Genomic DNA, 13,048 nt, shown 5'->3' with positions numbered 1-13,048 from the left:
ACGTAATTACGTAAACAATTGCAAAAAATTATTTTAATCAATTTTCAAATAATTCACATTTAGTCGTTAATTGTATAAAAAAGAAACTCAGCTAAACTGAGTTTCTTTTTTATAGTATTCTCACTAAAATATTAGAAATTAACTATTTGTGAGAAATCTGAAGCTACTAAGCTAGCACCACCAACTAAAGCTCCATCTATGTCAGACATAGCCATTTGATCTTTTATAGTGTTTGGCTTAACTGATCCACCGTATTGGATTCTTATTTTATCAGCAACTTCTTTTCCGAACATTTCAGCAAGAATTCCTCTAATTGCTGCTATTGTTTCATTAGCTTGTTCATTAGTAGCAGTTTTACCAGTTCCGATTGCCCAGATTGGTTCGTAAGCTACAACAACTTTTTCTGCTAATTCTTTTGATAATCCTTCTAAATCAGCTTTTATTTGAGCTCCAACAACTTCATTAGTTGTTCCATTTTCTCTTTGTTCTAATGTTTCACCACAACAAAGAATTGGAGTTAAATTATGAGCAAATGCAACTTTAACCTTTTTGTTTAAAGCTTCATCTGTTTCATTGAAATATTCTCTTCTTTCACTATGTCCTAAAACTACATAGTCAACTCCCATAGCTTGAAGCATTCCTGGAGCTACTTCTCCTGTAAATGCTCCTTTTTCTTCAAAGTGCATATTTTGAGCACCTATCTTTATGTTTGAACCTGCAGCAGCTTTTAAAGCAGCATCTAAACAAACAAAAGTTGGACATATAACTACATCACAGTTAGCATCCTTTACTAATGGTTTTAATTCTGTAATTACTTTAACAGCTTCTTCTGGAGTGTAATGCATTTTCCAATTTCCTGCAATTATTGGTCTTCTCATTTTCTTCACCTCATAATTAATAATTTATAAATTTATCAATAAAAGTGGCTTACGCCACTTTTATATTTTTAATTCTAGTTATTTAAAGCTTCAATTCCTGGTAATACTTTACCTTCTAAGAATTCTAATGATGCTCCACCACCTGTTGAAATGTGAGTCATCTTATCTCCAAATCCTAAGATGTTAACAGCAGCAGCTGAGTCTCCTCCACCGATAACTGTTGTAGCATCTGCATCAGCCATAGCCTTAGCAACTGCAATTGTTCCTTTGTTGAAGTTTTCGAATTCGAATACTCCCATTGGTCCATTCCAGATAACTGTCTTAGCATCTTTTATAGCATCAGCATATAAAGTTTCTGTCTTAGGTCCGATATCTAATCCCATGTGTCCAGCTGGAATATTTTGATCTTCTGTAACTACAGCAGCTACATCTTTAAATTCAGCAGCAACTCTGTGATCTACTGGTAATAAGAACTTAACTCCCTTAGCAGCAGCTTTTTCTATCATTTCTTTAGCATAGTCAACTCTATCAGCTTCAACTAATGAAGTTCCGATTTCATATCCTTGAGCTTTTAAGAATGTATAAGCCATTCCACCACCAATTATTAATGTATCAACTTTTTCTAATAAGTTGTTTATAACATTGATTTTATCTGAAACCTTAGCTCCACCTAAAATAGCAACGAAAGGTCTTTCTGGATTGTTTACAGCATCTCCTAAGAACTTTAATTCTTTTTGAATTAAGTATCCACAAACAGCTGTATCTAAGTAATTAGTTACTCCAACTGTTGAGCAGTGAGCTCTGTGAGCTGTTCCGAATGCATCGTTAACGAATATTTCTGCTAATGAAGCTAATTCTTTTGAGAACTCATCTATATTCTTAGTTTCTTCTTTTCTGCATCTTGTATTTTCTAATAATACAACATCTCCGTCTTTCATTTCAGCAACAGCTTTCTTAGCGTTTTCTCCAACTACTTCTTCATCTCTTGCAAAAACTACTTCTTGGTTTAACATTTCGCTTAATCTCTTAGCAACTGGTGCTAATGATTTTGAAGCATCTTTTCCTAAATGTGAGCAAAGTATAACTCTAGCTCCATTCTTTATTAAGTATTGTATTGTTGGTAATGCACCATTTAATCTGTTTTCATCAGTTATAACGCCATCTTTTAGTGGTACGTTGAAGTCACATCTTACTAATACTCTTTTTCCTTTAACATCGATATCTTCGATAGTTTTCTTATTGAAGTTCATTTTATTCACCTCTTAATAAATTTTTATATAATGAAATCTTATTCTATATAAATAGAACAAGTAAATTACTTTATTTAATTTGTTTTTATGTTAAAATTGGCCTGGCCTCATAGCTTTAACTATAAAACCAGACCAATCACTATGTCCTCATTAAAAATTCAAATATAAAATTTGATTTTTAAATTAAATTCTTAAACTTTTATATTTAATTATCTAGTAACGAAATATTTTAAAGTTCTGATTAATTGGTTAGTGTATGACATTTCATTGTCGTACCATGAAGCAACTTTAACTAATTGTTCTCCGTTAACTTCCATAACCTTAGTTTGAGTAGCATCGAATAATGAACCGAAGCTAATTCCGATTATATCTGATGATACTAATGGTTCTTCAGTATATCCAAATGATTCGTTTGCAGCAGCTTTCATTGCTTCGTTAATTTCTTCAGCAGTAACTTTCTTTCCTAAGTTACATACTAATTCAGTTAATGAACCAGTGATAACTGGAACTCTTTGAGCTCCTCCATCTAATTTTCCTTGTAATTCTGGAATAACTAATCCGATTGCTTTAGCAGCTCCAGTTGAGTTTGGAACGATGCTTGCAGCAGCAGCTCTAGCTCTTCTTAAGTCACCCTTAGCGTGAGGACCATCTAAAGTATTTTGGTCATTAGTGTAAGCGTGGATTGTAGTCATGAATCCTTTTTCAATTCCAAACTTATCGTTTAATACTTTAGCCATTGGAGCTAAACAGTTTGTAGTACATGAAGCACCTGAAATAACTGTTTCTGATCCATCTAAAATTTCTTGGTTTACGTTGAAAACAACAGTCTTGATATCTCCGCTTGCAGGAGCTGAGATAACAACTTTCTTAGCACCAGCTTCTAAGTGTAAGCCAGCCTTTTCTTGTGATGTAAAGAATCCAGTACATTCTAATACTACATCTACGTTTAATTCTTTCCAAGGTAGGTCAGCTGGATTTCTTTCAGCAGTTACTTTTATTTCTTTTCCGTTAACTACGAAAGCTCCTTCTTTAACTTCGATTTCTCCGTTAAATCTTCCTTGAGCTGAATCATATTTGAATAAGTGTGCTAAAGTCTTAGCATCTGTTAAGTCATTGATTGCTACCACGTTGAATTCTGGGTTTTCAATCATTAATCTTAAAGCTAATCTTCCTATTCTTCCAAAACCATTAATTGCTACATTTACCATTTGCAATTACCTCCTAAAAATAGTTATATATTAAAATTTAAAATTTTAAACTTATTTATTGTGTTTTTCCTTAATAAAATCAAGTATCTTTCTTCCTGCCGCTTCATCTGTTACTAATACAGCATTACTATTATTCATCATAGTAGCCAAAATCGACTCTACTTTATTTTCTCCGGCAGCTACAGCAATATGCGTGTTAATTTTTCTCGCATCATTAATATTGATACCAATGGTGGTATTTTCTGAAACTACTTCACAATCTTTGTTGAAATAGCATCCGAAGGCCTCTCCCACAGCTTTAAGCTCTTTAAGATTATTAAACTCTTTAGATGAAACTCCTCTTTTCTCTGCCATAATCAGAGCATTACCAATACCATAAATCAATATATCTGCTTTATGAATACAATCAATTACTTCTTTTATTTCCTTTTCTTTAAGTAAAGTATCTAAAAGTTCTAAACTTAAATTTTCTGGAATATGAAGTAATTTATAAGCTCCATTTAGCTTTTTAGCTAATGATGCTGCTAAAGTACTTGCTTGTATCTCAACCTTTCTTCCCATTCCACCTCTAGCTGGAACAACAAGAGTATTGTTTACATTATTTATCTTAGGAAAAGCTTCTACAAACTCCTTTATGGTATTTCCACCTGTTATTGCAATTATATTATTATCTTTTATAATTGATTTTAAATAATTGGCAGTAGCTTTACCAAGCTCTTTAAATATCATAGGGTTTGTTTCTACATCACCTGGAACAATTATTACTTCTCTTAAACCTAGGAAAGATTTTATATTTTGTTCAATATCTGACAATCCTTTTATTTCATGTATAAAATCTTTTAATTTATCAACTACTTCTTGTCCCTCTTCAGTGACAGTCATACCTGGGGTATTAATTTCTATTAGGTTTTGAGCTTTTAAAAAACTTATTTCAGTTCTTACTATACGCTCACCTAAATCTAGTTGATTAGCTAAAACTCTTCTTCCTATTGGTTGATTATAATATATAGTTCTTAATACATTGTATCTTTTCTCTAGGACTTCTACAAGTTCAGGAACTATTTTTTTTTGCATAGACAATATTTCCTGCACTTCTAACACTCCTTTGGCCTTAAAATGTCCCACATATTTTTTATGTGTCCCACATTTCTTATTATAAAACACTTCTTTATATTTTAAAAGGGGTTTATAAAATTTTTCTAAAACTTTCATAAATATTAACATAAATTTTGTAAAACTGTTAATTTTTGCTTAGATATTCCCCTTTTAACTTTCACTATTTATTCTATTCTTTTTCTTTTACTCGATGATTTGATTCCTAATTCCTCTCTGTATTTTGCCACAGTTCTTCTAGATATATTCAACCCATTTTTATTTAATTCATCACAAATAATTTGGTCTGATAAAGGCTTTGATTTGTTTTCTTTGTCTATTAATGATTCTATAGCCTTTTTTATATTTATAACACTTGCATCCTCATTATCATCTTTTGTTGTAAGAGCAGTTGTAAACATATCTTTCACTTTAATTGTTCCATGATTTGTTAAAACATACTTTTCTTTTATAGCTCTACTTACTGTGGATTCATGAATACCTAATTCATCAGCAATATTTTTTAATGTCATTGGCTTTAAATATTTTTCACCATTATCAAAATACTCTCTTTGTTTTTTAACTATAGATTCTAATACTCTAACTAAAGTAGTTTTCCGTTGTTCTATACTTTTTATTAAAAACATTGCACTATTGAATTTTTCTTTTATATAGTCTTCAGTCTTTTTATCTCCTTTTTCTGATAATGTTTTTTTATAAACATTACTTATAGACAGTTTCGGAATAACATTGTCATTCATAATAACGAAGTATTCTCCATCTATTTTTCTAATAGACGCATCTGGAATTATAAATTTCACTTCATCTCCAGTATAAAAACCTCTTGCTGGTTTAGGTTCTAAAGATTTTATAATATCCCCATAATCTTGAGCTCTTTTAGGTGCTATTTTTATTTTTTTAGCTATTATTGCAAATTTATTATCTGCTACTAAATCTAAATACTCATCTATTATAATTTCTATTTCTTCATCTAACTTTCCTAATCTCATAAGTTGTATTTTTAGACATTCTTTTAAATCTCTTGCACCTATTCCATTAGGTTCAAAATCTTGAAGAACTTCTAATGCTTCTTTAAGTATTTCTTCTTTAATATTTAAATCATTTTCCATTTCAGATAATGACATAGTTAAATATCCTTTACTATCTAATGTTTCAATCATATATTTAACTATATTTTTTATTAAATCATTTTCATTGCTTTCATTAATTTGATCATATAAATATTCTTTTAATGTATGTTTTTCTGCAATAAAATTAAATGGAGATATTTGATCATTATCATAATCAATATAATTTTTACATCCATAATTATCAAATTCTAAATACTTAATTAGTTCTTTATAATCAATTTTATCTTGATATGCACTTTCTTCTTGAACCATATCAAAATTTCCTTCTAACATAGGATTTTCAGCAAATTCTTTATCTATGTACTCTCTTAACTCATATGCAGGCATTTGAAGCAACTTAATAGATAGTTGCATTTGTTGAGTCATTATAAGTTTTTGCTCTTGGGAGAGATTTAATTTAAAATCTAGCTTCATTAAAACACCCTCATTCCAAAAAAATAACCTAATATATTTGCATAAGTATATATTAGGAATTCTTACTACTAGTATAAACTGTAATTAATTATTATATCAAGTTATTATTTTTTAACTTTTATCAATATATAATTTAATATTTTTTAATTTTTTGCAAAAAGGGGCTGTCGCACTAAATAATAGTGCACAGCTCCTTTTTGATGCAAAAAAAAATAAATCCCAAACTCAATAGTTTAGGATTTATGGTAAAATGTTTTTTATGCAACTAAAAAATATTTTACAACAAAATTATACTGTAAATCGAAAGTTTTATCAATTAAAACTTCCTTTTGATATAGATTGCATAATTTCAGAAAATGATTCGGTGAGATTACTAAGTCAGTTTGTAGAGGAGATGGATTTAACTGACCTATATTCTACTTATTCTAAAATAAGAGAAAATCAAGTATCGCCAACGAACATGTTAAAGATTGTGCTTTATGGATATATGAATGGTTTCTATTCTTCACGAGATATAGAAACAGCATGTCTTAGAGATATAAATTTTATGTTTTTACTCGAAGGGGCATCTGCTCCGGATCACTCAACATTTGCAAGATTTAGAAGTTTACATTTTGCTCCATGTGCTGAAAAGATATTGGCTGAAATGTCTAATTTTCTTTATGAGATTGGAGAAATATCAGGCAGATCAATATTTATTGATGGTACTAAAATAGAAGCTTATGCAAATAAATATACATTCGTTTGGAAAAAAGCTGTGACAAAAAACATGGCTAAATTATTAACAAAAATAGCCGACCTTGTAAAAGAATGCGAAGAACTTTATGGTATTAAATTGATTTATAAAAATAAAGTTCAAATGAGGCACGTAAAAAAGCTAAAGAAAAGGCTTTATGAATTAAAGAAAATTGAAACTATTGAATTCGTCCACGGATGTGGTAAAAGAAAATCACCACTTCAAAAATCTATAGAGAAGCTTGAAGAGTATCTTTCAAAATTCAAAGAATATAACCAAAAAGTATACACCTGCGGAGAAAGAAATAGTTATTCAAAAACAGATAATGACGCTACTTTTATGAGAATGAAAGAAGATGCTATGAAAAATGGTCAACTTAAACCTGCTTATAATGTACAACACGGTGTTGATGCAGAATATATTTCGTGGCTTACTGTGGGACCACAGCCAACAGATACTACTACATTAATACCCTTTTTAAAAAGTATGGAATGGCATCTAAATTTTAAATATTCAAAAATAGTTGCTGATGCTGGCTATGAAAGTGAAGAGAATTACTCATTTATTGAGGATAATAATCAAATAGCATTTATTAAACCTTCTAATTATGAAATATCAAAGACAAGAAAGTATAAGAATGATATTGGCAGAATAGAAAATATGGATTATGACGCTGAGAATGATTTATTTATTTGCCAGAATGGTAAGACTCTAAAAGTCAATGGTATAAAGTTCAAGAAATCTAAAACAGGATATGAAAGTGAAAAAACAATTTATTCATGTGAGGACTGTAGTAATTGTAGCTTTAAGAGTAAATGTATTAAAGGAAATAATTCTAAAATTCCATTTGGGGAAAGAACTAAGAAATTTGAAACTTCAAAAAAGTTTAATCGTCAAAGAAAAGAAGATTTAGAAAGAATTATTACTGATGAAGGCATCTTACTTAGAATAAATAGAAGTATTCAAGCAGAAGGCTCTTTTGCACAAGTAAAACATGATATGAATTTCAGAAGATTTATGTGTCGTGGTCAAAAGAATGTTTTAGCAGAAAGCATCCTAATTGCTATGGCTCATAATGTTAATAAATTACATAACAAAATACAATCTAACCGAACTGGTAAGCATTTATTTGAGCTAAAAGAAGCTTTATAGTTAAATTTTTTAAGTCTTTTTTATTAGCTTTATTAAAGTGCGTCTATTTTTAAATAGAGTTTATTTATATTATAAAATGTGTAATAAATTTTATAAAAATATAGAAAAGGAGCTATCGCTAGCGGATTTTTTTACCCGCTATGCGACAGCCCCTTTTTATTAATTATTTAATATCTTATTTGCTACAAAATCAACATCTGCGTCATCTATAACTCCATCTTTATTTACATCAAATTTACTTACATCTTTCCAGTCTCTATCATCTGATTTTTTACCATAATTTTTAGATACTAAAGATACATCTCCTATATCAAAAATTCCATTTTTGTTAAAATCCCCAACTTTTCCATCTACTATATTACTAGATTTTTTTACAAATAAAGCATCAGCCCAATCTGAATGATCACTTCCATTATTGCCTATCTTATCTGCAACTAATTTAATTTTATTTTTTCCTTCAATATCAATATTTATAAACTTAGCTGGGGTATTAGACATCATTTTACCACTTTCATAAACAAGTTCTCCATCTGTATAAACTAAGAAGTTAATACCATCACTATTAGATCCTGCCATCTCTTGGTCATTTCCAATATACGCTTGGAAATACTTATAGTCACTTCCTGAAACGTCATAAATTATAGTAGAATCCGTATGAGTTCCTAATCCTTTTTTAAATATCTCTACATTATCTCCAAGTAATAATCTCAATGGATTTCCATCTATTGATTTGTCTTTTTTTATGGTTGACCAACCAACAGTTGCACTCTCCCATTCTAAATCACTAGCATAATCTCCTTCTGCTATATTTAACTTAGCAGTTATATCAAATTCAATTCCTAATAAAGTAAATTTGCCTTTTATATTATGAATTCCTTCTGTGTTAAATATATCATCACTAATTTCAGCCCAATTTACTGGAACCAAAACCTTAGTTCCATCTGTATATTTTACTTCTATTTCCTTTGGTAAAAATACTTTTTCACCTATTTTTGAACTTATATTAGTAGTAGGTTCTTCTAATTCTTTAATTGTTACTATAGCTATTACCTTATTTGAAGTTCCATTAATTTTTCCTTCTACATTAAACTTTCCAACTGAATTATAATCAGCTTCAGTTATTTCATTCCAATTAACTGAAACTTCTTTTATTATTCCATCTGTAGTTTCTACTTCTATATTGTTAGGTAACGTAGGCTTATGACCTTTAATTCCATCTACTGAAATCTCTTGATTTTCTTTTAATTCAAATGGTAATGCAAATTTATTTATTTCCATTGGATTTTGAACCTTTGTATCTATAGGTCTAATTCTCATTCTATAAGTGTAATCTCTATTAGCTTTTAATTGGAATTCATTGTGAGGTCTTGCTCCCCAACTATCATCTCCACCAAGTCCCATTTGTTTATAGTTAATATTAACATTAACTTCATCTTGTCTAATAAGTTCATATGGATGTGCTTTAGTTTCTAACTCTTGTTCTGTATAATGAAGTGCTGAAGTTTCAACTAAATCATCACCTGATACCATTAAGCCAACACCATCATTATTAGTTAAAGTTAACCATCTTACATCTGTTTTATTCCCCATTTGTTGTGGTTCAATATATTCAAAATATTGTTCCTCTACTGTACTTTCATATACACCAACATCAGTGCTCATATTTCTATCCCAATAATTTTCATATGGTCCTCTACCAAACCATTTTAAGTTTTCAAATTCTGATGGCATGTTAAATTCCATGCCTATTGCTGGTATTTCTGGTAATGATTCAGAGCCTGGTTTTAAATCTGATGTTATAACAACATCTCCACTTCCATAAATCTTAATTGTATTTTTATATTGTGATTCTATTGTAGTAGGAAGAGATGATTCCACCTCTATAGTAACAAGCTTTTCACCTTTTTCTACAGTTATATTTTCTATTATTCTATTTGCACCTGCATCTCTCCAAGTACCTGTTCTATTTTTCATTCCATTTTCTCTATCATTATCATTAGGTGCTCTCCAGAAATCTGGTTCTATAGGGCTACTTAAAAGTTCTTTTCCATTATTTTTAAATGAGTCTATATTTCCTGTTGATTTATTAAAATTAAATTCAAAGTTTGTTCCATTAATATTTATATTTGAATCTGTTTCTTCTACTGATAAATTTTCCATACTTGATATATCTAGTACATCTTTAACTTCATCAGTTAAATTAACTTTAAATTGTTGTTTCGCTACTTCATGCCCTGGTTCTGCCCACTTTGTAGCTTCCTTTTCTGCAAATCTTATGTTAACAAAATATTCGGATCCTTTATCAACAACCTCTGGAACTGTAAATGGTACAACAACCTCTTTTGTAGTTAAAGGTTCTATATCAACATTTAATTCTCCAGTTTCAATAATTTCTCCATCCTTAATTAACTCCCAAACTCCATTATACTTGTTTAAATTAGTAAATAAGCTTTCATTCTCAATGGATATTTTTTTATTCTCAATATCTATATTTTTTATTTCAATATCTTGATAATGATATTTTACATCTATAAGTTGTGGTTTTATTGTTCTATCTGCATTAAGTAATCCATTTGCACAGAAGTTACCATCATTAGGGTTATCTCCCCAATCACCACCATATGCAATAAATTGCTCTACTCCTTCTGGTTTACTTGATCTCCAATTTTCAAAATCAATCCAAAGTACTGTACTATCATCTGGTTGTCTTTCTGTATTATTTAGCTCATCTTTTGATAATGCTCTATTATAGATTTTTACATTATCTATAGCAGAATTGCTTCTTCTATTTAACTGAGTATCTCCTCCTATTGCTACTGCATAATCTGATGAACTTATATTAGCTGCTTTAGTCTTAACAGCAACTTCTTTTCCATCTATATATAATCTTACATTTTCACCATCAAAAGTTCCTGCTATATCATGCCAATTTCCTTGCCAATCACTTGGTAAGTTAGTTGTACTTGCAGCTACCCATTGAGTATAGCTACCTGGAATACTAGCATCATATATAAAGAATTCTAAACCTCTTTTTCCTGAATTCTCATAATTAGCACTTTCTTTTAATGCAAATTGATGATCCCCTTTTGACACAAAAATATTATGTCCACTTGTCAATTCTTCTGGCTTAACTGTTGCTTCAACAGTTATTCCTTTGCCAGTTATATTTAATTTTTCATCTTTAGGGAGTACCGCATATCCTTTCAATGCATTCCCTAATTTCCCCTCAGTTTTTCCACCTTCTTTAACTTCTGCATTGAGATTATTTTTGCTTGAATCAAGAACACTAAATTTTTCTTCTATATTTTTATATAATCCTTGATCTACAAAATCCCATATAAATCCACCTTGAAGATTATCGTATTTCTCAAAAACTTGCATATAACTATTTAAATCTCCTATGCTATTTCCCATAGCATGTGCATACTCACATAATATAACTGGTTTGCTCCTACCATTATAGGATTCCAACGCTCCTGGACTAGAATACATCATACTATATACATCTGAGGCTCTAGTCTCCGGATTATAATCTCCTTCATAGTGAATTGGTCGTGTTGGTTCATTTTCTCTAATCCAATCTGCTAATTTTACAAAGCCAGATCCTTCTCCTGCCTCATTTCCTAGTGACCACATAACTACTGATGCATGATTTTTATCTCTTTCTACCATACTCTTTATTCTATCTAAACACATTTCATACCATTGTTTTTTATTACCTGGTATATGATCTCCTGAAAGTCTAGCTGCATGTGATTCAATGTTAGCTTCATCTACAACATACAATCCATATTCATCACATAATTCAAGCCATGCAGGATTATTTGGATAATGTGATGTTCTAACTGAATTTATATTGTATGATTTCATTATTTTTATATCTTCTATCATACTTTCCATAGATACAGCTCTACCATCTGTTGGATCTGTTTCGTGACGATTTGCACCTTTAAAATATATAGGTTTTCCATTTATAAGGATTTGTCTATCCTTTAATTCCATCTTTTTAAATCCAAGCTTTGTACTAACAGCTTCTAACTCTTCACCATTTCCATTTTTCAAACTTAAAATTAATGTATATAAATATGGATCTTCTGCTGACCATTTCCTTGGATTCTCTATTTCTTTACTCATATTTAAAATAGTTCTTTTAGCATTTTTATTTAATTTAGTTGAATCTGAAAAATCTGTATTTGCTTGCAATGGTTCATTAAATACTTTATTATAATCACCATCATAAAGCATAGCTTCTACAGTATAATTATCATTAGTTTTCAAATAATTTGATAAATCTAATTCTATATCCAAACTTGCATTATTATAATTTTCATCTAACTCTGTAACTACACCAAAATCTCTTATACGTACTTCTGGTGTAGAGTAAATTGCAACATCTCTAAAAATACCACTTAATCTTATAAAGTCTTGATCCTCTACCCAACTTGCATCTGACCATCTAAATACTTGTACTGAAATAGTATTTTCTCCATCTTTTAAGTAATCAGTTATATCAAAATCTTTAGCTGTATAACTATCTTCTGAATACCCTACTTTTTCTCCATTTATCCAAAGATAAAAAGCAGACTCTACTCCTTGGAAAGATACATATACTCTTCTATCTGTTTTCCACCCTTCTGGTACTTCAAATTTTCTTTGATATGTTCCTACAGGATTATATTTAACTGGTGCTCCTCCTTGTGGTGGATTCTCTCTTCCAGTCCATGGCATGGTTACATTTGTATATATTGGATAATCAAATCCTTGTGTTTGCCAATTGCTCGGAACTTTTATAGTATCCCATCCCATTGTATCGAAACCGTTTTCTTCGATGTCAATAGGTCTTAAGTCAGGTTTATCAACCATATTAAAATCCCATTGTCCATTTAATAACATATGATAATCTGAATTTACTCTTATACCTCTTTCTCCTACTGGCTTTTGTTCATACTCCAATGCTATATTTGCATTCTTATATGAAACAAAAGTTGAATGTGCTTCTTCTCTATTTACCTGAAAGACTTGTGGGTTATTATTCCATTCAGAGTTTCCCCTTATAAATGCGCCTACATTTATTTCTCCTCCCCATAAAGCCCCTTCTGATGCTAAAATAAAAAGTGTCGTGGCCATAGCTAGCGAAATTTTCCTCTTACTTCCTTTTCTCATTTTC

Annotated in this window: 7 protein-coding genes; 1 reads left to right on the top strand and 6 read right to left on the bottom strand. The window is 30.1% G+C overall.

Annotation, left to right across the window (positions count from 1 at the left end):
* Window positions 1-131: 131 nt before the first annotated feature.
* The 5 genes from tpiA to rpoN form a co-directional block, all read right to left on the bottom strand.
* Entirely contained in the window at window positions 132-878 is a 747-nt protein-coding gene (tpiA, locus tag BTM21_RS01675) for a triose-phosphate isomerase (RefSeq protein ID WP_079481591.1), read from the bottom strand.
* A 74-nt stretch (window positions 879-952) separates the two neighbouring features.
* Window positions 953-2,128, bottom strand: a complete 1,176-nt coding sequence (locus BTM21_RS01670) for a phosphoglycerate kinase (RefSeq protein ID WP_021876458.1) — start codon at window positions 2,126-2,128, stop codon at window positions 953-955.
* Window positions 2,129-2,337: 209 nt separating this feature from the next.
* On the bottom strand, window positions 2,338-3,336 hold the full coding sequence (gene gap / locus BTM21_RS01665) for a type I glyceraldehyde-3-phosphate dehydrogenase (RefSeq protein WP_021876459.1): 999 nt from the start codon (window positions 3,334-3,336) through the stop codon (window positions 2,338-2,340).
* A gap of 51 nt (window positions 3,337-3,387) precedes the next feature.
* Entirely contained in the window at window positions 3,388-4,410 is a 1,023-nt protein-coding gene (locus tag BTM21_RS01660) for a sugar-binding transcriptional regulator (RefSeq protein WP_021876460.1), read from the bottom strand.
* 206 nt (window positions 4,411-4,616) lie between these two features.
* Window positions 4,617-5,993 (bottom strand): RNA polymerase factor sigma-54, encoded by a 1,377-nt coding sequence (rpoN, locus tag BTM21_RS01655; RefSeq protein ID WP_079481593.1) that lies wholly within the window; start codon window positions 5,991-5,993, stop codon window positions 4,617-4,619.
* A gap of 259 nt (window positions 5,994-6,252) precedes the next feature.
* On the opposite strand from rpoN, the gene BTM21_RS01650 reads away from it, so the two are divergent.
* Window positions 6,253-7,881, top strand: a complete 1,629-nt coding sequence (locus BTM21_RS01650) for an IS1182 family transposase (protein ID WP_079481865.1) — start codon at window positions 6,253-6,255, stop codon at window positions 7,879-7,881.
* A gap of 159 nt (window positions 7,882-8,040) precedes the next feature.
* Here BTM21_RS01650 and BTM21_RS01645 read toward each other — a convergent pair whose 3' ends face one another.
* A complete protein-coding gene (locus BTM21_RS01645; RefSeq protein ID WP_079481594.1) occupies window positions 8,041-13,044 on the bottom strand; it encodes a glycoside hydrolase family 2 TIM barrel-domain containing protein in 5,004 nt (1,667 codons plus the stop codon).
* Window positions 13,045-13,048: the final 4 nt, after the last annotated feature.

Source organism: Clostridium chauvoei (assembly GCF_002327185.1).
In the GTDB taxonomy this organism is placed as follows: domain Bacteria; phylum Bacillota; class Clostridia; order Clostridiales; family Clostridiaceae; genus Clostridium; species Clostridium chauvoei.
The sequence above is the reverse complement of the archived record's forward strand: the minus strand, read 5'-3'. Positions and strand labels throughout refer to the sequence as shown.

Bases quoted from the DNA above. Each gene is read 5' to 3' on its own strand.
- tpiA (WP_079481591.1), bottom strand. From the start codon at position 878: ATGAGAAGACCAATAATTGCAGGAAATTGGAAAATGCATTACACTCCA.
- BTM21_RS01670 (WP_021876458.1), bottom strand. From the start codon at position 2,128: ATGAACTTCAATAAGAAAACTATCGAAGATATCGATGTTAAAGGAAAA.
- gap (WP_021876459.1), bottom strand. From the start codon at position 3,336: ATGGTAAATGTAGCAATTAATGGTTTTGGAAGAATAGGAAGATTAGCT.
- BTM21_RS01660 (WP_021876460.1), bottom strand. From the start codon at position 4,410: ATGCAAAAAAAAATAGTTCCTGAACTTGTAGAAGTCCTAGAGAAAAGA.
- rpoN (WP_079481593.1), bottom strand. From the start codon at position 5,993: ATGAAGCTAGATTTTAAATTAAATCTCTCCCAAGAGCAAAAACTTATA.
- BTM21_RS01650 (WP_079481865.1), top strand. From the start codon at position 6,253: ATGCAACTAAAAAATATTTTACAACAAAATTATACTGTAAATCGAAAG.
- BTM21_RS01645 (WP_079481594.1), bottom strand. From the start codon at position 13,044: ATGAGAAAAGGAAGTAAGAGGAAAATTTCGCTAGCTATGGCCACGACA.